This window comes from Pseudomonas sp. G3-19, from assembly GCF_054855875.1.
In genome coordinates this window covers 3,885,561-3,908,899 of record NZ_JBMPIQ010000003.1, presented here as the reverse complement: position 1 = coordinate 3,908,899, position 23,339 = coordinate 3,885,561, and the positions used below count along the sequence as shown (strand labels likewise).

Genomic DNA, 23,339 nt, shown 5'->3' with positions numbered 1-23,339 from the left:
GAGGATTGATTATGCACAGCGAGCTGGACAGCTACGACCGGCGGATTCTCGCCTTGCTGCAAGAGGACGCGTCACTGTCCAGCGCGCAGATCGCCGAGCAGGTGGGGCTGTCGCAATCGCCGTGCTGGCGGCGGATTCAGCGGATGAAGGAGGAGGGGATCATTCGCGGTCAGGTGACCTTGCTTGATCGCAAGAAGATCGGCCTGAACACGCAGATCTTCGCCGAGATCAAACTCAACGCCCACGGGCGTTCGAACTTCACCGAATTCACCGAGGCGATTCGCGGTTTTCCGGAAGTGCTGGAGTGTTATGTGTTGATGGGCGCGGTGGACTTTCTGTTGCGCATTGTCGCGGCGGACATCGAGGCGTATGAGCGATTCTTCTTCGAAAAGCTGTCGCTGGTGCCAGGGATTCAGGAGGTGAACTCGATTGTGGCGCTGTCGGAGATCAAGTCGACGACCAGCCTCCCGGTCTAGCACGGATGGCCTCCGTGGCGAGGGGATTTATCCCCGATGGGTCGCGAAGCGGCCCCGCTTTAGTAGAAAGCAGGGACTGCTGCGCAGTCCATCGGGGATGAATCCCCTCACCACACAGTCATTACATACGCAGCAGCATTTTCCACGCACGATTCTGATAAACCGCAATCGCCTGCTGCTTGCGCGCATCGAGCAGTTCGTCAGTGATCGTCGGCTCGTTGGCCAGTTGCGCCAGTTTGTTCAGCTCGCCGTACAGGCGATCCATTTCCGCGATCTCCAGCACGTTACGGGCATGGTGCAGCCAGACCTGGATGCGTTCGATGCGCGGCAGTTGCTCGGCCAGATCTTCCGGCTGCTGCTGATAGCGCTGCAGTTGCAGGGACGTGGCTTCTTCGCCGAGCATGCGCGGCAGCCAGCTGTGCAGTTGCGCGGCGCCCTGGCGGTTGCCGCGGGTGTTGCGCTCGGCGGCCCAGGTGCGGGCCAGCAGCCAGCGCGAAACAGTCAGCGAGAACAGGCCCCAGCGTGGGTCTTCCAGTTCTTCGAGGAATTGCTCCGGCGCGGCCTTGCGTACGTCTTCGTCTTCGATGCCGACCTGCACCAGCGGGCGCCAGTCTTCCAGCAGTGCATCCAGCGCCACGCGCAGGTCGTGAGTGGCCGGACGCGGTGCAGCCTGGCCGAGGCTGCTGAGCAGGGCGCGCATTTCCGCGAGGTTCTCGACCCAGTCCTGCAGCAGGCGCCAGTGGCCGTTGAAGCGATATTGTTCGGCCAGACGCTGGCTGCTGCCGAGCAAGTGCCAGGCCAGCGCGGCGAAGGCGTCGTCGAGTTGGGTTTCCGGGGTCAGTTGCGGCGCGGGCAGGCTCAGCGAGTAGCTGTTGGCGTCGTACAGACGGTAGCCGCGTTCGGCCTTGCTGATGTCGCACGGCATCAGGGCCAGGGTTTCGGCCAGTTCGGCGGCCAGTTCCAGCAACGCGGCAGGCTCACCTTCGCGCAGTTCCAGTTCCAGCTCGCAGATTTCTTCTTTCTGTTTGCCGACCACCACGTGACCGAGGTCCAGCGCGGCTTCGATCACCACTTTGGCCTTGCCGCGACCCCAGGCGATTTCCGCACGCTCGCGGACGAAATCGGTGGTGAAGATCGGCTTCAGGGTTTTCTTGTCCAGCTCGGCCAGCGACTCGGGCCAGCATTCGCCATCGAGTTTCTTCACGTCGAGCTTGGCTTTGGGCAATTTCCAGTCGTACTCGTTACGCTCGGACAGACCGGCAACACTCTGACCACGGGTCTTGAGGGTCTGAATCACTTCGTCACCGTCCTTGCGCAGGCGCAGGGCGACTTTGGCCTGAGCCAGATCGCGCTCGGGGGTGTCGAAGTACTGGTTCATCAACTCACGGCGTTCCCAGCCATTTTTGTTGCGTTTTTTCAGTAGCGGGTGCTCGCGCAGGGCAGCGAGGGTTTCGCGGCTGACGCGGAGTTTGATTTCGGTTTCTTTCTGCATGGCCGGAAAATCCAGGATCGGGAGCGCAGCCGGGGGAATGTGTGGCTGCCAAGGCCGTGCAGTGTACAGGACTGATCCGTCCTACGCCCTGCGGCGGTTTATTCCGAGCGCCGGATGGCTCTATGATGGACTTCAAATCGGGAGTTGGAGTCAGCGATGCCTTTGCCATCCATGCAAGACCAGTTCGCTGCACTGATCGCCGCACCGTCGGTCAGTTGCACCCAACCGAGCCTGGATCAGTCCAACCGGGCGGTGATCGACTTGCTTGCCGGCTGGCTGGGGGATCTGGGCTTCAGCTGCGATATCCAGCAGGTCAGCCCCGGCAAATTCAACCTGCTCGCCAGTTTTGGCAGCGGGCCCGGCGGCCTGGTGCTGGCCGGGCACAGCGATACCGTGCCTTATGACGATGCGCTGTGGCAGACCGATCCGCTGAAACTCACCGAAGTCGATGGTCGCTGGGTCGGCCTGGGCAGTTGCGACATGAAGGGCTTTTTCGCGCTGATCATCGAGGCCGTGCAGCCGCTGCTCGACCAGCCGTTCAAGCAACCGCTGCTGATCCTCGCCACCTGTGATGAAGAGAGCTCGATGTCCGGTGCCCGGGCGCTGGCCGAGGCCGGCAAGCCGCTGGGCCGTGCAGCGGTAATCGGCGAACCGACCGGGCTCAAACCGATCCGCCTGCATAAAGGTGTGATGATGGAGCGCATCGACATCCTCGGGCAGAGCGGCCATTCGTCGGATCCTCGCCTGGGCCACAGCGCCCTCGAAGCGATGCACGATGCCATCGGCGAACTGCGCGGTTTGCGTCTGTTGTGGCAGCGTGAATTCAACAACCCGCAGTTCAGCGTGCCGCAACCGACCATGAACTTCGGCTGTATTCATGGCGGCGACAACCCGAATCGCATTTGCGGCCAGTGTTCACTGGAGTTCGACCTGCGTCCGCTGCCGGGCATGGACCCCAATGTCCTGCGTGCGGAAATCCTGCGCAAGCTCAATCCGGTGGCCGAGCGGCATCAGGTGAAGATCGATTACAAGCCGTTGTTCCCGGAAGTGCCGCCATTCGAGCAGGCCGCAGACACCGAATTGGTGCGCATCGCCGAAAAGCTCACCGGTCACAGTGCCGAAGCAGTAGCGTTCGGCACCGAAGCGCCTTATCTTCAGCGCCTTGGCTGCGAAACCATCGTGCTCGGCCCCGGCGACATCGCCTGCGCACACCAGCCCGGCGAATACCTTGAAATGTCACGTTTGCAGCCTACCGTGCATCTATTGCGGCAGTTGATTGAACATTATTGCCTGAACCCGGACAAACGATGATGTCCACCTGTGGGAGCGGGCTTGCTCGCGAAAGCGCTGTATCAGGTACATCGATGTCGACTGACTCACCGCTTTCGCGAGCAAGCCCGCTCCCACAGGGGGGACGGTGTTTTGTCAGACCAAACGCTGTAAATTGCCAGCACCCCAACCCGTATTCATGAGGAGAGCGCGCGTGTCGCCAAGCCTGTTCCGACGATAACCATCAGCCCGCTGTGCGTTTTCCGTTTCGCCCTTTTTTCGGCTGCTATTTATTACAGGCCCAGGTTCATGCCCGAATACGTCAATTGGCTTCGTCACGCGTCCCCTTACATCAATGCCCACCGCGACTGCACCTTCGTCGTCATGCTGCCCGGCGACGGCGTGGAGCATCCGAACTTCGGCAACATCGTCCACGACCTCGTGCTGTTGCACAGCCTCGGCGTGCGCTTGGTGCTGGTCCACGGTTCGCGCCCGCAGATTGAAACCCGCCTCGCTGCGCGCGGCCTGACCCCGCACTACCACCACGGCATGCGCATCACCGATGCGGCAACGCTGGAGTGCGTGATCGACGCGGTCGGTCAGCTGCGTATCGCTATCGAAGCGCGGCTGTCGATGGACATGGCCTCGTCGCCGATGCAGGGCTCGCGCTTGCGGGTGGCCAGCGGCAACCTTGTGACCGCGCGGCCGATCGGCGTGCTTGAAGGTGTCGACTATCACCACACCGGTGAAGTGCGCCGGGTCGATCGCAAAGGCATCAATCGTCTGCTCGACGAGCGTTCGATCGTGCTGCTTTCGCCGCTGGGCTACTCGCCGACCGGGGAAATCTTCAACCTCGCCTGCGAAGACGTCGCCACCCGCGCCGCCATCGACCTCGGTGCCGACAAGCTGCTGCTGTTCGGCGCCGACCTCGGTCTGATCGACGAGAACGGCAAACTGGTGCGCGAACTGCGTCCGCAACAGGTGCCTGCGCATCTGGCGCGTCTGGGCAATAACTATCAGGCGGAACTGCTGGATGCTGCTGCCGAGGCTTGCCGTGGCGGTGTCGCGCGCAGCCATATCGTCAGCTACGCCGAAGACGGCGCGCTGCTGACCGAACTGTTCACCCGCGACGGTGGCGGCACACTGGTCGCTCAGGAGCAATTCGAACTGGTGCGCGAGGCGGCGATTGAAGACGTCGGTGGTTTGCTCGATTTGATCAGCCCGCTGGAAGAGCAGGGGATTCTGGTGCGTCGTTCGCGCGAAGTGCTGGAGCGCGAGATCGAGCAGTTCAGCGTGGTCGAGCGTGAAGGCATGATCATCGCCTGTGCAGCGCTGTACCAGATTGCCGATTCGGACGCTGGTGAACTGGCGTGCCTGGCGGTGAATCCGGAGTACCGTCACGGTGGTCGCGGCGATGAGCTGCTGGAGCGCATCGAGACCCGTGCCCGGGCGCAAGGGTTGAAAACCCTGTTCGTCCTCACCACCCGCACGGCGCACTGGTTCCGCGAGCGCGGGTTCGAACCTAGCAGTGTCGAGCGTCTGCCGGCGGCGCGGGCGTCGCTGTACAACTATCAGCGCAACTCGAAGATCTTCGAAAAGACCCTCTGAAGATACCGAGGGATTCTTGTGGCGAGGGGATTCATCCCCGATGGGCCGCGCAGCGGCCCCCGCTTCACCAAAAGCAGGGGACTGCTGCGCAGTCCATTGGGGATGAATCCCCTCACCACCTATTCAATTGTTTTCAGTCACAAACTTCGCACTGACGTACGGCGAGTAGTCCGGCAGCACCGTCTCGACCTTGCCTTGTTCCTTCAAAAACTTCGCCGTCTCACCAATCGCCTTCGCCGTGCCGCCGTCCAGCAGTGCAGTTGATTGCTGCGCCTTGGCATCAGGGAACTCGGAACCGGCGAGCAATTCCGGCACGTCGGCGGCATTGGCACCCGTCAGTTTTGCGATTTTCTGCACCGGCGCCGAGTCCGCTGTCCAGCTGTCTTTATGGCTGGCGTAATCGGCAAACGCGTCTAGAGTGACCTTGGCAAATTTGGCTACCACCTCAGGATGTTTCTCGGCGTAGTCCTTGCGCGCGACCCAGACTTCGAACGTCGGTGCGCCCCATTGGCCGACTTGAGCGGCATCGGTCAGGGTCTTGCCGGTCTTGCGGATTTCACCCAGCGCCGGCGACCAGACGAACGCACCGTCGATGTCGCCACGCTTCCAGGCGGCGGCGATTTCCGCGGGTTGCAGGTTCACCACTTTGACTTTGCTGGTGTCCAGGCCCCAGTGCCTGAGAGCGCCGAGCAAGCTGTAGTGGGAGGTGGAGACGAAGGGCGTGGCGATGGTCTTGCCGACCAGATCCTGCGGGCTATTGATGCCGCTGCCATTACGCACCACCAAGGCCTCGGCGGCATTGATCTGCGCTGAAACAATGAAGGCGACGATCGGCAGATTGCGTGAAGCGGCCGCGGCCAGAGGGCTGGAGCCGAGGTTGCCGATCTGCACATCGCCGGAGGCAATGGCTGTCACAACTTCCGGGCCACTATTGAAGCGTCGCCAGTCGATCTTCTGGCCGATGGTTGTTTCGTAAGTGCCGTCGGCCTGGGGGACTTTGCTGGGGTCGATCCCGGTTTGATAACCGATGGTGAGGTTGGCAGCCTGCGCGGAAAAACAAATCAGCGTCGACACACAAACTGTAACAAATTGACTAGATAGTGCGCGTTTAGCCATCATGGCGTCGCCTTTTCGATAGGGTTTGACGAATTGGGGTTGCGCCAAAGCTAATCGATATAAAAAAAGGCTAACAAATACCATTTAGGAATGAGCTTAGTCGCCGATACGTTGTATCCGGGCGAAGATGGCTAGATAGTGGCCATATTCCCGAATGATATGAAAAAGAATGAATAAATTCTTTTTGGGTTTATCAGGAAATCTTTACTCTGCACGGACCAAATCACTGCGATTAGACCTTGGTCGTAGACACACAAGGTTACGATTGACTTGTCAGTCACGGTCTGGCGCTAATCGCGCATCTTAGGATCCAGGGCATCAGACCCCGGGCCAGGAACACAAGAATTAGAAACGAGAGGAGCTTTACATGAACAAGTCCACCTTGGCCCTGGCTGTGGCCGTAGGGGTTATGGCGCAGCAGGCAGGCGCCGCCGGTTTCATCGAAGACAGCAAGGCCACTCTGGGCTTGCGCAACTTCTACATCAACACTGACAACCGTGACTCCGGCACCAAAGCGGCTGGCGCGCAGAACAAGAACGAAGAATGGGGCCAAGGCTTCGATCTGCGTTTCATCTCCGGTTACACCCAAGGCACCGTAGGCTTCGGTATCGACGCCATCGGCCTGCTGGGCGTGCGCCTGGATTCGGGCGGCGGCACCAACGGTGCAACCTCGACTTCCTACGGTGGCACTGTGTTCCCGAGCAAGTCCAACGGCGAAGCTGTTGATAACTTCTCGAGCCTGGGCCTGACCGCCAAGGCCAAGATCTCCCAGACCGAACTGAAGCTGGGTACCCTGCAGCCGAAGAACCCGGTCATCGTGACAAACGACGGTCGTCTGCTGCCACAAACCTGGCAGGGTGGCCAGATCACTTCCGGCGAGATCAAGGACCTGACCCTGGTCGCTGGTCAGATCGAAGCAGTGAAAGGTCGTAACTCCAGCAACAACGAGAACCTGTCCGTTGGTGGTGCGAACGCTCGCGTTGCCAACAGCAACAAGTTCTACTACGCCGGTGGTGACTACAAAATCACCAAGGACCTGACTGCCCAGTACTACTACGGCAACCTGGAAGACTTCTACAAGCAACACTTTCTGGGTCTGGTTCACAACTGGGCAATCGGCCCGGGCGTGCTGAAGTCTGACTTCCGCTACTTCCACAGCAGCGACGACGGCGCCAATGGCAACACCGCAGCCTACTTCGGTAACGGTAACTACGTCGGCAACGTCAGCGGCAAAGGCCCGATCGACAACAATCTGTACAGCGGCCTGTTCCTGTACACCGTTGAAGGCCACACCTTCGGTGGCGGCTACCAGGTTTCCAACGGCAGCTCCGACTTCCCTTGGCTGAACCAGGGCGACGGTTCGTCGAACTACACCATCACCGACATGCAGATCCAGAAGTTCGGTCGTGCCGGCGAGAAAACCTGGCAAGCACGCTACTCGTATGACTTCGCCAAAGTCGGCCTGCCTGGCTTGACCGCCGGTTTGGTCTACCTGCGTGGCGATGATATCGACACCGTTGGCTCCAACCGTCGTGAGAACGGTACCGGTGCTTCCGAGTGGGAACGCGATCTGACCATCGGTTACGTTATTCCTGAAGGCCCGGCCAAGAACCTGGGCTTCATGTGGAAAAACGCTACCTGGCGCAACGACATCCCAGGTCAACGCGACCAGGACGAAAACCGCCTGATCGTCAGCTACTCGATCCCGCTGCTGTAACAGCGCGTTCAAGCTGTTGATGTAAAAAAAGCCCCGTCCGGCATCGCGCCGGACGGGGCTTTTGCATTTTCGGGTCAGGGCTCACCCCCGTAAGCCTGGCCCGAAATTCCCCTCTTTTGCAGCTACTCAAGGCCTTCTCGAACCTTGAGGGCGATGTTCGTCGCGATGCCGGTGAGCGTCCAGTGAACGATGTTTAATATTCCTTTAGATTCTAGATATCTATTTATTTATTCTTTTTCATGATGTCGAATCCCGAGCTACAGTTGAGTTCTCCAACAACTCATCAGGAGCAGCATCATGAGCCTCAGACTCGGCGACATCGCCCCCGACTTCGAACAGGATTCCAGCGCCGGCAAGATTCGTTTCCACGAGTGGCTGGGCGATAGCTGGGGCGTGCTGTTCTCCCACCCGGCCGACTTCACCCCGGTGTGCACCACCGAGCTGGGCTTCACCGCCAAGCTCAAGGATGAGTTCGCCAAGCGCGGCGTCAAAGCCATCGCGCTGTCGGTCGACCCGGTGGACTCGCACCACAGGTGGATCGAAGACATCAACGAAACCCAGAACACCATCGTCAATTTCCCGATCCTGGCCGATGCCGACCGCAAGGTGTCCGACCTCTACGACCTGATCCACCCCAACGCCAACGACACGCTGACCGTGCGTTCGCTGTTCGTGATCGATCCGAACAAGAAGATCCGCCTGACCATCACCTACCCGGCGAGCACCGGGCGCAACTTCCACGAGATCCTGCGGGTGATCGATTCGCTGCAGCTCACCGACAACTACAAGGTGGCGACTCCGGCCAACTGGCAGGACGGTGAGGAGGTGGTGATCGTGCCGTCGCTCAAGGATGAGGAAGAGATCAAGCGGCGCTTTCCCAAGGGTTATCGCGCGGTCAAGCCATACCTGCGCCTGACGCCGCAGCCGAACAAGTGAATCAGTGAGATTGGCGGTGTAGCCACCACCGTCATCGCGAGCAGGCTCACTCCTACATTTGAAATGCGTTCCCCTGTGGGAGCGGGCTTGCTCGCGAAGGCGTCAGTCCAAGCAACACAGAATTGAGAATCCAGAACCACAAAGCAGGGGATTTCAGGCCGTTTTCACGGCCTGTTTTTTTGCCCGGAACAAAGCAAATCGCATATCTCTTAAACGCATAACCAAATGAATAAATATGATTTATGGATATATAAATCAGCTGGTAAGGTCACTCCCATCGAAGCGAGATCGCAACCCGCGAATCGCCTGTAACGCTTAAGGAATTGTCTCAATGCTGGTCGTCTCACTCGGTGGCAGTCCTAGCCAGCGCTCCCGCTCAGGAGTGTTGCTTGAGCGCTCGCAACGCTGGTTGCAGGCGCAAGGGGTGGAAGTGGTGAGTTATCAGGTGCGGGACTTCCCGGCCGAAGATTTGCTCCACGCCCGCTTCGACAGCCCGAAGGTGCTCGACCTGCTGGCGCAGATTGAAAACGCTGACGGTCTGCTGATCGCCACGCCGGTGTACAAGGCGTCGTTTTCCGGGGCGCTGAAGACCGTACTCGATCTGCTGCCCGAACGCGCCTTGAACCACAAGATTGTTCTGCCGATGGCCACCGGCGGCAGCATCGCCCACATGCTGGTGGTCGATTACGCGCTCAAGCCTGTGCTGTCGGCATTGAAGGCCCAGGAAATGCTTCAAGGGATTTTTGCCGAGGACAGCCAGATCGCTTACGGCGAAGGCAGCGCCCAGGCGCAACTGGCGCCAGCGCTGGAACAGCGGCTGCATGAAGCGCTGGATCAGTTTGTCAGTGCCATGGCTCGCCGGCCGAAACCGCTGGAGCCGGGCCTGTTGAATGAACGTTTATTGAGTGCTCGCTGGAGCATTTGAGCCTTACCCGAATTTGCTCCACTCACCTTACTCAGCCGCTAACGGCCAAGCAGGTGCAGCCAAAACCCAACAGCAAAAAGGAGAGCGCTATGCGCACTGTATTTTTGCGTCGTGGTCTGGTCGCTCTGTTTGCTGCGGCTGTGTCCTTCGGCGCCATTACTCAAGCTCAAGCCGAGACATTGCGGATCGGTTACCAGAAGTACGGCACGCTGGTGCTGCTCAAGGCCAAAGGCACTCTGGAAAAGCGTCTGGCCGCACAAGGCGTGGCCGTGCAATGGACTGAATTCCCCGGCGGCCCGCAACTGCTCGAAGGCCTGAACGTCGGCTCGATCGACTTCGGCGTGACCGGTGAGACTCCGCCAGTGTTTGCCCAAGCAGCGGGCGCTGATCTGCTTTACGTCGCCTACGAACCGCCAGCGCCGAACAGCGAAGCGATCCTCGTACCGAAAGACTCGCCAATCAAATCGGTGGCGGATCTGAAGGGCAAGAAAGTCGCCCTGAACAAAGGCTCCAACGTGCACTACCTGCTGGTTCGCGCATTGGAAGATGCCGGCCTCAAATACTCCGATATCCAGACCGTGTTCCTGCCGCCGGCCGATGCTCGCGCCGCGTTCGAGCGTGGCAGCGTCGATGCCTGGGTAATCTGGGATCCGTACCAGGCAGCTGCCGAGAAACAACTGCAGGCGCACACCCTGCGTGACGGCAAAGGCATCGTCGACAACCATCAGTTCTATCTCGCGACCAAACCTTACGCGCAGAAAAATCCCGAGGTGATCAAGACCCTCGTCGAAGAAGTGCGCGCTGTCGGCGAGTGGTCCAAAGCCAACCCTGAAGACGTGACCCAGCAGGTCGCGCCGCTGCTCGGCCTGCCGGCGGACATCACCCTGACCTCGGTGAAACGCCAGGGCTACGGTGCGTTGTTCCTGACTCCGGAAGTGGTCGCCGCGCAACAGAAAATCGCCGACACCTTCTACCAGCTCAAGCTGATTCCCAAGCCGTTGAGCATCAAGGATGTGATCTGGACACCACCGGCCGCTGTGGCCGAAAGCTCGGTTAGCCAAACCCAGTAAATCGAATCCCCAAGGAGACCACTCCATGAGCCTCAACATCTTCTGGTTCCTGCCTACCCACGGCGACGGCCATTACCTTGGCACCGCCGAAGGCGCCCGCGCCGTTGACCACGGTTATCTGCAACAGGTCGCGCAAGCGGCGGATCGTCTGGGCTTTGGCGGCGTACTGATTCCCACCGGCCGCTCCTGCGAAGACTCGTGGCTGGTGGCCGCGTCGCTGATCCCGGTAACTCAGCGTCTGAAATTCCTTGTCGCCCTGCGCCCCGGGATCATTTCCCCGACGGTCGCGGCGCGGCAGGCAGCGACCCTGGATCGTCTGTCCGGCGGCCGTGCGCTGTTCAACCTGGTGACCGGTGGCGATCCGGAAGAGTTGGCCGGTGATGGTCTGTTTCTCAACCATGAAGAGCGTTATCAGGCCTCGGTGGAGTTCACCCGGATCTGGCGTCGGGTGCTGGAAGGCGAAACCGTCGATTACGACGGCGAACACATCAGCGTGAAGGGCGCCAAGCTGCTTTATCCACCGATCCAGCAACCGCGTCCGCCGCTGTATTTCGGCGGCTCGTCGGAAGCGGCGCAGGATCTGGCTGCCGAACAGGTCGAAATGGTACTGACCTGGGGCGAGCCGCCAGCCGCAGTGGCCGAGAAGATCGAGCAAGTGCGCGCCAAAGCCGCCAAGCTCGGGCGTACCGTGCGCTTCGGCATTCGTTTGCATGTGATCGTGCGGGAAACCAACGCCGAAGCCTGGCAAGCGGCAGACCGGCTGATTTCGCATCTGGACGACGACACCATCAAACGTGCGCAAGCATCGCTGGCGCGCTTCGACTCGGTCGGTCAACAACGCATGGCCGCGCTGCACGGCGGCAGTCGCGACAACCTCGAAGTCAGCCCGAATCTGTGGGCCGGCGTCGGCCTGGTGCGTGGCGGTGCCGGTACCGCGCTGGTCGGCGATGGTCCAACCGTGGCCGCCCGCGTGAAGGAATACGCTGATCTGGGTATCGATACTTTCATCTTCTCCGGTTATCCACACCTCGAAGAGTCGTACCGCGTCGCTGAACTGCTGTTCCCGCACCTCGACATCGAGCGCCCGGAACTGCCGAAAAGCGCCGGTTATGTCAGCCCGTTCGGCGAGATGGTGGCCAACGACATTCTTCCCAAAGCCGCGTCGCAGAGCTGAGGCGCGCCATGAAAAAATTTATCCACAGCCTCGCGCCCTGGGCGTTGCCGGTGCTCCTGCTGGCGGTGTGGCAGTTGTCGGTGTCTGCCGGTTGGTTGTCGACGCGGATCCTGCCGGCACCGGTGGCAGTGATCGAGGCCGGTGTCAGTCTGGTGCGCAGCGGCGAGATCTGGACGCACCTGGCAATCAGCGGCTGGCGCGCGGCACTCGGTTTCACCATCGGCGGCAGCATCGGCCTGGTGCTGGGTTTCATCACCGGCCTGTCGAAATGGGGCGAACGCCTGCTCGACAGCTCGGTGCAGATGATCCGCAACGTGCCGCACCTGGCGCTGATTCCGCTGGTGATCCTGTGGTTCGGCATCGATGAGTCGGCGAAGATTTTTCTGGTCGCATTGGGCACGTTGTTCCCGATTTACCTCAACACCTATCACGGCATCCGCAACGTCGACCCGGCGCTGGTGGAAATGGCGCGCAGTTATGGCCTGTCCGGTTTCAGTTTGTTCTGGCAGGTGATTCTGCCGGGCGCACTGCCTTCGATTCTGGTCGGTGTGCGCTTTGCGCTGGGCTTCATGTGGTTGACGCTGATCGTTGCCGAAACCATCTCCGCCAGCTCCGGCATCGGCTATCTGGCGATGAATGCCCGTGAGTTTTTGCAGACCGACGTGGTGGTGCTGGCGATCCTGCTTTACGCGGTACTCGGCAAGCTTGCTGATCTCGCCGCCCGTGCTCTTGAGCGTGTGTGGTTGCGCTGGCATCCGGCTTATCAGGTTGCCAAGGGAGGTGCGGCATGACCGCTCAACAACCTCCACGCCTGCTGCGCGGGATTCCGCTGGTGGTGCGCAACCTGCAGAAAACCTTTGGTGCGCGGCAAGTGCTGCGCGACATCGACCTGCACATTCCGGCGGGGCAATTCGTCGCCGTGGTCGGACGCAGCGGTTGCGGCAAGAGCACCTTCCTGCGCTTGCTCGCCGGCCTCGACCAACCGACTGGCGGCGACCTGCTGGCCGGCGCCGCGCCGCTGAGCGATGCGCGAGAAGACACCCGGCTGATGTTCCAGGAAGCCCGGCTGCTGCCGTGGAAAAAGATCATCGACAACGTCGGTCTCGGCCTTAAAGGCAACTGGCGCCCGCAAGCACTGGAAGCGCTGGAAGCGGTGGGTCTGGCCGATCGCGCCAACGAGTGGCCGGCCGCTTTGTCCGGCGGGCAGAAGCAGCGTGTGGCGCTGGCCCGGGCGCTGATTCACCAGCCGCGCCTGCTGTTGCTCGACGAGCCGCTGGGTGCGCTGGATGCGCTGACCCGCATCGAGATGCAGCAACTGATCGAACGACTCTGGCAGCAGCATGGGTTCACCGTGCTGCTGGTGACCCATGACGTCAGCGAAGCGGTGGCGATTGCCGACCGGGTGATTCTGATCGAGGACGGCGAAGTCGGCCTCGACCTGCAAGTGGAGTTGCCTCGTCCGCGAGTGCGCGGATCGCATCGACTGGCGGCGCTGGAAACCGAAGTGCTCAACCGTGTTCTGTCCCTGCCCGGCGAGCCGCCGGAGCCGGAGCCTGTTTCACCCCTGCCTACGCAATTGCGTTGGGCGCAATAACTCAAGTTACATCCAACGACAGGAATCAAAGCCATGACTATCAAAGCCATCAACGTGCGCAACCAGTTCAAAGGCTCGATCAAGGAGATCGTTCTCGGCGACGTGCTGTCGGAAATCGACGTGCAAACCGCTTCCGGCATCGTCACTTCAGTGATCACCACCCGCTCGGTCAAGGAGCTGGAACTGGCGGTGGGCAGCGAGGTGATCGCCTTCGTGAAATCCACCGAGGTGTCGATCGCCAAGTTGTAAGCCAGTGAGTAAAAAACAACCCCGAAAGGCGTGAGCCCTTCGGGGTTTTTCTTTTTGTGCACGGATTTGAATCGGCGGCGCTGCCATCGCGAGCAGGCTCACTCCTACATTTGGAATGCGTTCCCCTGTGGGAGCGGGCTTGCTCGCGAAGGGGCCGGTGAATGCGCTAGAGAACTCTTTTGGGCAGGTAAGGCGGCAGATACAGGCCGATATAGGCATCAAACACCCGCATCCCTTCCTCGGCCATGCGCGGTGTGATCTGCCCGTGCTGCTGCACCGAGCGCGCATACACGCGGTCGCCCAGTTCCATCGCCAGCGCGAACACATCGACATCGCTGGGCAGGCGCGGCAATTCGAAGTGATGGTCGAACAGCTTGTGCATCAGGTCACCGAGTTCGATGTCGTGCTGGCGGTCGGCCTGGGTCACTTCGGTCAGGCCGTGCTGGGCGAGGATCAACTGGCGGGCCGCCGCGTCTTCGTCGTAGATCTCCAGCATCCGCTCTTCGACCAGCCGCGACAGGTCACGCCAGTCGCGCAGCGCCTCGTGATCGATCGGCGCTTGCAGGCAGGCGCGAAACGCCGCATGCACGTCGGCGGTCAGCGCTTCGAGCAGTGCCGGCACGCTGGCGAAGAAGTGGTACACGGAGGAGGGCGGAATCTGCGCGCGTTCGGCGACGCTGTAGATCGACAGACTGGCCACACCCTCGGCGGCCAGCAGCGTACGCGCGGCGTCGAGTATCGAATCGATGCGCGCCTGGCTGCGGGCACGGGGTTTGCGGACGGGGGCGGGACGCGTCATGGAAGTCTCCTGCGGGGCAGCGGGCATTGTACGAGCCGAGCCGTGTGTTGTCTGCCAGGACGCCTTCGGGAGCAAGCCCCCTCCCACAGTTGATCTTCTGCGTACAAACGATCCCCATTCGCTGAGGCCCCCTGTGGGAGGGGGCTTGCTCCCGAACCGCCGCAGGCGGCCATTCAGATCAAAATCGGGCCATAAAAAAACGCCGCGGGCTACGACAGCCGACGGCGTTTTATCTGATTGCAATCCGTTTACACGGTATGCAGATACCAGTTGTACTCAAGGTCGGAGATGGAGTGTTCGAACTCCTCCAGCTCGCTTTCCTTGCAGGCGACGAAGATATCGATGTATTTCGGATCGATGTACTTGGCCATCACCTCGCTGTCGTCCAGCTCGCGCAGGGCATCGCGCAAGTTGTTCGGCAGGCTTTGTTCGTTCTGCTCGTAGCTATTGCCTTCGACCGGAGCGCCCGGTTCGATCTTGTTCACTAGACCGTGATGCACACCGGCCAGGACCGAAGCCATCAGCAGGTACGGGTTGGCGTCGGCGCCGGCCACGCGGTGTTCGATACGCACGGCATCGGCTGAGCCGGTCGGTACGCGGATCGCCACGGTGCGGTTATCCAGGCCCCAGCACGGCGAGTTCGGTACATAGAACTGCGCGCCGAAGCGACGGTACGAGTTGACGTTCGGGCAGAGGAAAGCCATCTGCGCCGGCAGGGTCTCGAGCACACCGCCGATCGCGTGACGCAGCGCGGCGTTCTGCTCGGGATCCTCGCTTGCAAAGATGTTCTTGCCATCTTTGTCGAGCACCGAGATATGGACGTGCAGACCATTACCCGCCTGGCCCGGATACGGCTTGGCCATGAAGGTGGTGTCCATTTCATGGTCGTAGGCGATGTTCTTGATCAGACGCTTGAGCAGGACCGCGTAGTCGCACGCCTTGATCGGGTCGGCGACGTGGTGCAGGTTCACTTCGAACTGCGCCGGGGCACTTTCCTTGACGATGGCGTCGGCGGGGATGCCTTGCTCTTTGGCACCTTCCAGAATGTCCTGGAGGCAGTCGACGTATTCGTCGAGGTCGTCGATCAGGTAGACCTGAGTCGAGTGCGGGCGTTTGCCGGAGATCGGCGAGCGTGGCGGCTGAGGGCGGCCGTTCACGTTTTCCTGGTCGATCAGGTAGAACTCCAGCTCGAAGGCTGCGCAGATGGTCAAGCCCAGCTCGTCAAACTTTGCAACAACTTGACGGAGCACTTCGCGCGGATCGGCGAAGAACGGATCGCCTTCAAGTTCGTGCATGGTCATCAACAGTTGCGCGGTAGGGCGCTTCTGCCATGGCTCGTTGCACAGGGTATCGGGGATTGGATAGCAGATCCGGTCGGCGTCGCCGATGTCCAGACCCAGGCCGGTGCTTTCCACCGTAGAGCCATTGATATCCAGAGCAAATAGGGAGGCCGGCAGGTTGATGCCTTTCTCGTAAACCTTGTGGAGGCTGGTGCGTTCGATGCGCTTGCCGCGCACCACACCATTCATATCCGCAATCAGAAGGTCAACGTACAGAACCTCAGGATGTTCCTTAAGGAACGCGTTCGCTTCGTTAAGCTGAACGGCACGCGGGGGTACCGACATGATGCAACACCTTTGTTGTTAAAAATATCAATCATTGATCTTTTCTGGTTTCAGTCAACCCGAACGGCCTGCCGAAGTCAAGCGAGGCCTTTTTTGCCCTAAAAAAGCGCTGCAAGGGCATTTATGGGGCACTTTGGGGCAGTTTTCTGTCCTTGGGACGCTTGGCACCCGCGGGCTTGAGCAGGCCGTGTTGTATTTTTTACGGGGGTGTTGTGTAAAAAAATGAACAAGGCTAAGCTCCGACCAAACCCATAACAGCAATAATACCGGGGTGCTTCATGTCTCGCCTGCCGTTAATCGGCATCACCGACTGCTCGCAACAGTCCGGTCTGCATGCTCATCACATCAGTGGCGACAAATCCGTCCGTAATGCAGCCAGCATGGCTCGCGGCGGGTCGACGAGGTTCTCGTGCGCATCAGGCCCAACGGCAACGTCCGATATTCTGGACGCACGGGACAGCATCCTGTTTATGGCGTCTCCTTCCAATATAGATCCCTTTGAGTCCCAAAGCCTGTGCCGCTCCCAAAGCCGTGCTCATGATTCTGCACGCCTTGAATGTGCACAGGAAATGCAACGCCAGCGTAAAGGGCAGGTAAGCTCCTCTTTCATTGTCTATGCGCGGTGCCAGGCGTAAGCCGGTACTGCGCGCAAGCAAGCCCCCTTTAACGCGACGCCACGGCGTCAAACTTTGCCTGACACGATGTCAGGAGACTCAGCCCAGAGGCATTTATGAGTAACAACCTCGACCAGCTCACCGATTGGTTGAAAGACCACAAGATCACAGAAGTCGAATGCATGATCGGCGACTTGACCGGTATCACCCGGGGCAAGATCTCGCCGACCAACAAATTCATCGCCGAGAAGGGCATGCGCCTGCCGGAAAGCGTTCTGTTGCAGACCGTGACCGGCGACTACGTCGAAGACGACATCTATTACGAACTGCTCGACCCGGCCGACATTGACATGATCTGCCGTCCCGACCAGAACGCCGTGTACCTGGTGCCATGGGCCATCGAGCCGACCGCTCAGGTGATCCACGACACCTACGACAAGCAAGGCAACCCGATCGAGCTGTCGCCGCGCAACGTCCTCAAGAAAGTCCTGAAGCTTTATTCCGACAAGGGCTGGCAGCCGATCGTGGCGCCGGAGATGGAGTTCTACCTGACCAAGCGCAGTGACGACCCCGACTATCCGCTGCAGCCGCCAATCGGCCGCTCGGGCCGTCCGGAAATCGGTCGTCAGTCGTTCTCGATCGAAGCGGCGAACGAATTCGACCCGCTGTTCGAAGACGTCTACGACTGGTGCGAACTGCAGGAGCTGGACCTCGACACGCTGATCCACGAAGACGGCACGGCGCAGATGGAAATCAACTTCCGTCACGGCGATGCACTGTCGCTGGCCGATCAGATTCTGGTGTTCAAGCGCACCATGCGCGAAGCCGCGCTCAAGCATGACGTGGCCGCAACCTTCATGGCCAAGCCGATGACCGGTGAGCCGGGCAGTGCCATGCACCTGCACCAGAGCATCATCGACATCGAGACCGGCAAGAACGTGTTCTCCAATGAAGACGGGACCATGAGCCAGCTGTTCCTGCACCACATCGGTGGTCTGCAGAAACTGATCCCTGAGCTGTTGCCGCTGTTCGCGCCGAACGTCAACTCGTTCCGCCGCTTCCTGCCGGACACTTCGGCGCCGGTGAACGTGGAGTGGGGCGAAGAAAACCGCACCGTGGGTCTGCGCGTACCGGATGCCGGGCCGCAGAACCGTCGGGTGGAAAACCGCCTGCCGGGCGCCGACGCCAACCCGTACCTGGCGATTGCCGCGAGCCTGCTTTGCGGTTACATCGGCATGGTCGAGGGCCTCAACCCGAGCGCGCCAGTGGTCGGTCGTGGCTATGAACGCCGCAACCTGCGCCTGCCGCTGACCATCGAGGACGCGCTGGAGCGTATGGAAAACAGCGCGACCATCGAGAAATACCTGGGCAAGACCTTCATCACCGGCTACGTCGCTGTCAAGCGGGCCGAGCATGAAAACTTCAAGCGCGTGATCAGTTCCTGGGAGCGTGAGTACCTGCTCTTCGCCGTCTGATACGCCGGGCGCGGCTGGCAGCAGCCGCGCCTTCACCGATAACAAGGAGAATTGGCATGACCAGCAACAACCCGCAAACCCGTGAGTGGCAAGCCCTGAGCAGCGATCACCACCTGGCCCCGTTCAGCGACTTCAAGCAGCTGAAAGAGAAGGGTCCACGGATCATCACCAACGCCAAGGGCGTGTACCTGTGGGACAGCGAGGGCAACAAGATCCTCGATGGCATGGCGGGTCTGTGGTGCGTGGCGATCGGTTATGGCCGCGATGAACTGGCCGACGCGGCCGCTAAACAAATGCGCGAACTGCCTTACTACAACCTGTTCTTCCAGACCGCGCACCCGCCGGCACTGGAACTGGCCAAGGCCATCGCCGACGTGGCGCCGCAAGGCATGAACCACGTGTTCTTCACCGGTTCCGGCTCCGAAGGCAACGACACCATGCTGCGCATGGTTCGCCATTACTGGGCGATCAAGGGCCAGCCGAACAAGAAAGTCATCATCAGCCGCAAGAACGGTTACCACGGTTCGACCGTGGCGGGCGCGAGCCTCGGTGGCATGACGTATATGCACGAGCAGGGCGATTTGCCGATCCCGGGCATCGTCCACATCGCGCAGCCGTACTGGTTCGCCGAGGGCGGCGACATGTCGCCGGAAGAGTTCGGCATCTGGGCGGCCAATCAGCTGGAAGAGAAGATTCTCGAAGTCGGCGTGGACAACGTCGGTGCGTTCATTGCCGAGCCGATTCAGGGCGCCGGCGGCGTGATCATTCCGCCAGAGACTTACTGGCCGCGCATCAAGGAAATCCTCGCCAAGTACGACATTCTGTTCGTCGCCGACGAAGTGATCTGCGGTTTCGGCCGTACCGGCGAGTGGTTCGGTTCGGATTTCTACGACCTGAAGCCGGACATGATGACCATCGCCAAAGGCCTGACCTCCGGCTACATCCCGATGGGTGGCCTGATCGTTCGTGATGAAGTGGTGAAGGTGCTCAACGAGGGCGGCGATTTCAACCACGGCTTCACCTACTCCGGGCACCCGGTGGCGGCGGCGGTGGGGCTGGAAAACATCCGGATTCTGCGCGACGAGAAAATTATCGAGAACGCGCATAACGAAACGGCACCGTATTTGCAGAAACGTCTGCGCGAACTCAACGACCACCCGTTGGTGGGCGAAGTGCGCGGCGTTGGTCTGCTGGGGGCGATCGAGCTGGTGCAGGACAAGGCCACTCGCAAGCGTTACGAAGGTCGGGGCGTGGGCATGATCTGCCGGCAGTTCTGCTTCGATAACGGCCTGATCATGCGCGCCGTGGGCGACACCATGATCATTGCTCCGCCGCTGGTGATCAGCAAGTCGGAGATCGATGAGCTGGTGACCAAGGCACGTAAATGCCTGGACCTGACCCTCAGTGCGTTGCAGGCCTAAGTGCTAGGCTTCGAGCGGGGGAGCTGCGGCGCTCTCGCTCGAAGGTGTCAGAAAGGTTGGCCTTTTCTTGAAAGACCGCCTCCGATCTTGCCAGACTAGCCGCGGTTCCAGTTGTCCGGGTTCGGCCGCTGAACAAAGTGGTTCAAAAAAGAAAAATTTGGAGCATGACGCATGAAGGCATTAGGTAAAAAGCTTGCTGGCAAGACTCTTCTCGCGCTGTCCGTCGCGGGCATGATGGCGGGTGCGGTTCACGCGGACGACAAGGTACTGCACGTTTACAACTGGTCCGACTACATCGCTCCGGACACCATTGCCAACTTCGAGAAAGAGTCCGGGATCAAAGTCGTCTACGACGTGTTCGACAGCAACGAAACCCTGGAAGCCAAACTGCTGGCGGGCAAATCCGGTTACGACGTCGTTGTGCCGTCGAACAACTTCCTGGCCAAGCAGATCAAGGCGGGCGTTTATCAGGAGCTGGACAAGTCCAAGCTGTCCAACTACGGCAACCTGAACAAATCGCTGCTCAAGGCGGTTTCGGTCAGCGACCCGGACAACAAGCACGCCTTCCCGTACATGTGGGGCTCGATCGGCATCGGCTACAACCCGGAGAAGGTCAAGGCTGCACTGGGCGTCGACACCATCGATTCCTGGGACACTCTGCTCAAGCCGGAGAACATCGCCAAGCTCAAGGGCTGCGGTGTGAGCTTCCTCGACTCGCCGACCGAAATGCTCCCGGTCGCGCTGCACTACCTGGGCCTGCCAACCGACAGCCAGAAGAAAGAAGACATCAAGAAAGCCGAGGAACTGTTCCTCAAGATTCGTCCTTCGATCACCTACTTCCACTCCTCCAAGTACATCTCGGACCTGGCCAACGGCAACATCTGCGTAGCGGTCGGCTACTCGGGTGACGTGCAGCAGGCCAAGTCCCGTGCCGCCGAGGCCGGTGACAAGGTCAAAGTCAGCTACGCCATTCCGAAGGAAGGTGCCGGCAGCTTCTATGACATGGTCGCGATTCCGAAAGATGCGGAAAACATCGACGGCGCCTACAAGTTCATGAACTACCTGCTGCAACCGAAAGTGATGGCCGAGATCACCAACGCGGTGCGCTTCCCTAACGGTAACGCCGAAGCGACCCAGTACGTGAACAAGGACATCACCTCCGATCCAGGCATCTACCCGCCAGCCGACGTGCAGGCCAAGCTGTATGCGATCGCCGATTTGCCGGCCGCTACCCAGCGTGAACTGACCCGCAGCTGGACCAAGATCAAATCCGGTAAATAAGCCGGTTTGAAGCAACAACCACTGGCCGTCGTCGCCGCGACGGCGGCCAGCGGATCAATTAAATGACAGGAAGTTTTGCAGGAACGGTTTTTCGAGGGTAAGTTGCGCGCCGGTTTGGTTGCCGGGCAGCCATGGCTGTCATGTAACGCGGGGCAACTTGGGCCCAACTAATTTAGAGGACCTCCACTTGCCTATTTTTTCTTCTTTGCGCAAAGCCCTGCTGGCCACTGCCGGCCTGACGATCGCTGTCGGAGCCCAGGCCGCCGGTACGGTGCATATTTATAACTGGTCGGATTACATCGGCGAGACCACTCTGGCCGACTTCGAGAAAGCCACCGGGATCAAACCGGTGTACGACGTGTTCGATTCCAACGAGACCCTGGAAGGCAAGCTGCTGGCCGGGCGTACCGGTTACGACGTGGTCGTGCCGTCGAACCACTTCCTCGGCAAACAGATCAAGGCGGGCGCGTTCCAGAAGCTCGACAGGTCGCAGTTGCCGAATTATTCGAATCTCGATCCGGTGCTGCTCAAGCGCCTGGAACAGAACGACCCGGGCAACCAGTACGCCGTGCCGTACCTGTGGGGCACCAACGGCATCGGCTACAACGTCGAGAAAGTCAAAGCGGTGCTCGGCATCGACAAGATCGACTCCTGGAGCGTGCTGTTCGAACCGGAGAACATCAAGAAGCTGCACAGCTGTGGTGTCGCGTTCCTCGACTCGGCGGATGAAATGATGCCGACCGTGCTCAACTATATGGGCCTGAACGCCAACAGCACCAATCCGAAGGACTACGCCAAGGCCACCGACAAACTGCTGGCCGTACGTCCCTACGTGACCTACTTCCACTCGTCGAAATACATCGGTGATCTGGCCAACGGCGACATCTGCGTGGCCATCGGTTTCTCCGGCGATATCTTCCAGGCCAAACACCGTGCCGAAGAAGCCAAGAAGGGCGTGAACATCGCCTACTCGATCCCGAAAGAAGGCGGAGCGCTGTGGTTCGACATGCTGGCGATTCCAAAGGACTCGTCCAACGTCAAAGAGGCCCACGCCTTCATCAACTATTTGCTGAAACCTGAGGTGATCGCCCAGGTCAGTGATTACGTCGGTTACGCCAACCCTAACCCCGGGTCGGACAAGCTGATGGAACAGTCCATCCGCACCGATGAAGCGGTTTATCCACCGCAAGCAGTCCTCGACAAGACTTACGTGTCGGTCGAGTTGCCACCCAATATTCAGCGTTTGATGACCCGTAGCTGGACCAAGGTCAAGTCGGGCAAGTAAGGCACAAACTATCCTGGGTTCGTCCGCGTTGGGCGAACTGCACTGTTTTTATCTGGGAGTTTCGTAAATGGCAGTTGCCTCCGGCGCCTATAAGAAAGCCCTCGAGGGCGACCAGACACCTAAGCAGGTGTTGGTCAAAATCGACCGGGTCACGAAGAAGTTCGACGAGACGATTGCCGTGGACGATGTGTCCCTGGAAATCAAGAAAGGCGAGATCTTCGCCCTGCTCGGCGGCTCGGGATCGGGCAAATCCACGCTGCTGCGGATGCTGGCAGGGTTCGAACGGCCCACGGAGGGGCGCATTTTCCTCGACGGCGTCGACATCACCGACATGCCGCCGTACGAGCGACCGATCAACATGATGTTCCAGTCGTATGCCTTGTTCCCGCACATGACTGTGGCGCAGAACATCGCCTTCGGCCTCAAGCAGGACAAGATCCCCAACGCCGAGATCGATGCGCGCGTGGCCGAAATGCTCAAGCTGGTGCAGATGAGCCAGTACGCCAAGCGCAAGCCGCATCAACTGTCCGGCGGTCAGCGCCAGCGGGTGGCACTGGCGCGCTCGCTGGCCAAGCGGCCGAAGCTGCTGCTGCTCGACGAGCCGATGGGCGCACTGGACAAGAAACTGCGTTCGCAGATGCAGCTGGAGCTGGTGGAAATCATCGAGCGCGTGGGCGTGACCTGCGTGATGGTGACCCACGACCAGGAAGAAGCCATGACCATGGCCGAGCGCATCGCGATCATGCACCTGGGCTGGATCGCCCAGATCGGCAGCCCGATCGACATCTACGAAACCCCGACCAGCCGTCTGGTCTGTGAATTCATCGGCAACGTGAACATCTTCGAAGGCGAAGTGATCGACGACGCCGAAGGCCACGCGACCATCACCTGCAAGGACCTCGACCGGCAGATCTACGTCGGCCACGGCATCAGCACCTCGGTGCAAGACAAGTCCGTGACCTACGCGATTCGTCCGGAGAAGCTGCTGGTCACCGCTGAAATGCCGACCTGCGAATACAACTGGTCGAGCGGCAAGGTGCATGACATCGCCTACCTCGGCGGCCACTCGGTGTTCTACGTCGAATTGCCGAGCGGCAAGCTGGTGCAGTCGTTTGTCGCCAACGCCGAACGTCGCGGCCAGCGTCCGACCTGGGGCGATCAGGTTTACGTGTGGTGGGAAGACGACAGCGGCGTGGTACTTCGCTCATGAACA

The 23,339-nt window shown here is 60.1% G+C and carries 20 protein-coding genes; 16 read left to right on the top strand and 4 right to left on the bottom strand.

The window, feature by feature from the left end:
- Positions 1–11 precede the first annotated feature (11 nt).
- On the top strand, positions 12–476 hold the full coding sequence (locus ACOYXI_RS17990) for an Lrp/AsnC family transcriptional regulator (protein ID WP_027610503.1): 465 nt from the start codon (positions 12–14) through the stop codon (positions 474–476).
- Between the two features lie 121 nt (positions 477–597).
- On the opposite strand, the gene ACOYXI_RS17985 is transcribed toward ACOYXI_RS17990, so the two are convergent.
- Positions 598–1,968, bottom strand: coding sequence for a CYTH domain-containing protein (locus ACOYXI_RS17985; RefSeq protein ID WP_096796143.1), 1,371 nt, complete (start codon positions 1,966–1,968; stop codon positions 598–600).
- A gap of 156 nt (positions 1,969–2,124) precedes the next feature.
- Here ACOYXI_RS17985 and argE point away from each other — a divergent pair, with 156 nt between their 5' ends.
- A complete protein-coding gene (gene argE, locus ACOYXI_RS17980) occupies positions 2,125–3,279 on the top strand; it encodes an acetylornithine deacetylase (RefSeq protein ID WP_461675126.1) in 1,155 nt (384 codons plus the stop codon).
- Positions 3,280–3,546: 267 nt separating this feature from the next.
- On the top strand, positions 3,547–4,845 hold the full coding sequence (argA, locus tag ACOYXI_RS17975; protein ID WP_007967974.1) for an amino-acid N-acetyltransferase: 1,299 nt from the start codon (positions 3,547–3,549) through the stop codon (positions 4,843–4,845).
- A gap of 123 nt (positions 4,846–4,968) precedes the next feature.
- Here the strand turns inward: argA and tauA are convergent, their stop codons facing one another.
- Positions 4,969–5,964: a taurine ABC transporter substrate-binding protein gene (gene tauA / locus ACOYXI_RS17970; RefSeq protein ID WP_461675125.1), complete on the bottom strand. Its 996-nt coding sequence runs from the start codon at positions 5,962–5,964 to the stop codon at positions 4,969–4,971.
- 364 nt (positions 5,965–6,328) lie between these two features.
- Here tauA and ACOYXI_RS17965 point away from each other — a divergent pair, with 364 nt between their 5' ends.
- The 8 genes from ACOYXI_RS17965 (at position 6,329) to ACOYXI_RS17930 (ending at position 13,626) form a co-directional block, all read left to right on the top strand.
- A complete protein-coding gene (locus ACOYXI_RS17965; protein ID WP_096797605.1) occupies positions 6,329–7,678 on the top strand; it encodes an OprD family porin in 1,350 nt (449 codons plus the stop codon).
- Between the two features lie 297 nt (positions 7,679–7,975).
- Positions 7,976–8,614 (top strand): peroxiredoxin, encoded by a 639-nt coding sequence (locus ACOYXI_RS17960; protein WP_103368206.1) that lies wholly within the window; start codon positions 7,976–7,978, stop codon positions 8,612–8,614.
- A gap of 331 nt (positions 8,615–8,945) precedes the next feature.
- A complete protein-coding gene (ssuE, locus tag ACOYXI_RS17955; protein ID WP_096797603.1) occupies positions 8,946–9,539 on the top strand; it encodes an NADPH-dependent FMN reductase in 594 nt (197 codons plus the stop codon).
- A gap of 89 nt (positions 9,540–9,628) precedes the next feature.
- Positions 9,629–10,609 carry a sulfonate ABC transporter substrate-binding protein gene (locus ACOYXI_RS17950; protein ID WP_461675124.1) on the top strand — a complete coding sequence of 327 codons (981 nt, stop codon included), beginning with the start codon at positions 9,629–9,631 and terminating at the stop codon, positions 10,607–10,609.
- Between the two features lie 25 nt (positions 10,610–10,634).
- Positions 10,635–11,783: an FMNH2-dependent alkanesulfonate monooxygenase gene (gene ssuD, locus ACOYXI_RS17945; protein ID WP_003229262.1), complete on the top strand. Its 1,149-nt coding sequence runs from the start codon at positions 10,635–10,637 to the stop codon at positions 11,781–11,783.
- Between the two features lie 8 nt (positions 11,784–11,791).
- A complete protein-coding gene (gene ssuC / locus ACOYXI_RS17940; protein ID WP_098966154.1) occupies positions 11,792–12,574 on the top strand; it encodes an aliphatic sulfonate ABC transporter permease SsuC in 783 nt (260 codons plus the stop codon).
- Positions 12,571–13,377 carry an aliphatic sulfonates ABC transporter ATP-binding protein gene (gene ssuB / locus ACOYXI_RS17935; protein ID WP_047596659.1) on the top strand — a complete coding sequence of 269 codons (807 nt, stop codon included), beginning with the start codon at positions 12,571–12,573 and terminating at the stop codon, positions 13,375–13,377. The genes ssuC and ssuB overlap by 4 nt, the downstream gene beginning before the upstream one ends.
- A gap of 33 nt (positions 13,378–13,410) precedes the next feature.
- Complete coding sequence (locus ACOYXI_RS17930; protein ID WP_007967989.1) at positions 13,411–13,626, top strand: TOBE domain-containing protein; 216 nt, start codon at positions 13,411–13,413, stop codon at positions 13,624–13,626.
- 166 nt (positions 13,627–13,792) lie between these two features.
- Here the strand turns inward: ACOYXI_RS17930 and ACOYXI_RS17925 are convergent, their stop codons facing one another.
- Together ACOYXI_RS17925 and ACOYXI_RS17920 are read right to left on the bottom strand one after the other, a co-directional pair.
- Positions 13,793–14,425: a TetR/AcrR family transcriptional regulator gene (locus ACOYXI_RS17925; protein ID WP_098966151.1), complete on the bottom strand. Its 633-nt coding sequence runs from the start codon at positions 14,423–14,425 to the stop codon at positions 13,793–13,795.
- A 248-nt stretch (positions 14,426–14,673) separates the two neighbouring features.
- Positions 14,674–16,050 (bottom strand): glutamine synthetase family protein, encoded by a 1,377-nt coding sequence (locus ACOYXI_RS17920; RefSeq protein WP_003229254.1) that lies wholly within the window; start codon positions 16,048–16,050, stop codon positions 14,674–14,676.
- A 730-nt stretch (positions 16,051–16,780) separates the two neighbouring features.
- On the opposite strand from ACOYXI_RS17920, the gene ACOYXI_RS17915 reads away from it, so the two are divergent.
- From ACOYXI_RS17915 to ACOYXI_RS17895, 5 genes are all read left to right on the top strand, one after another.
- The gene (locus tag ACOYXI_RS17915) at positions 16,781–18,139 is read left to right on the top strand and encodes a glutamine synthetase family protein (protein WP_003229252.1); all 1,359 of its coding nucleotides are present in this window, start codon (positions 16,781–16,783) and stop codon (positions 18,137–18,139) included.
- A gap of 56 nt (positions 18,140–18,195) precedes the next feature.
- The gene (locus ACOYXI_RS17910; protein WP_461675123.1) at positions 18,196–19,560 is read left to right on the top strand and encodes an aspartate aminotransferase family protein; all 1,365 of its coding nucleotides are present in this window, start codon (positions 18,196–18,198) and stop codon (positions 19,558–19,560) included.
- 171 nt (positions 19,561–19,731) lie between these two features.
- Positions 19,732–20,841, top strand: coding sequence for a polyamine ABC transporter substrate-binding protein (locus ACOYXI_RS17905; protein ID WP_098966147.1), 1,110 nt, complete (start codon positions 19,732–19,734; stop codon positions 20,839–20,841).
- 187 nt (positions 20,842–21,028) lie between these two features.
- Complete coding sequence (locus ACOYXI_RS17900; RefSeq protein ID WP_047596655.1) at positions 21,029–22,126, top strand: polyamine ABC transporter substrate-binding protein; 1,098 nt, start codon at positions 21,029–21,031, stop codon at positions 22,124–22,126.
- Between the two features lie 67 nt (positions 22,127–22,193).
- Positions 22,194–23,336 (top strand): ABC transporter ATP-binding protein, encoded by a 1,143-nt coding sequence (locus ACOYXI_RS17895; RefSeq protein ID WP_003229245.1) that lies wholly within the window; start codon positions 22,194–22,196, stop codon positions 23,334–23,336.
- Positions 23,337–23,339: the final 3 nt, after the last annotated feature.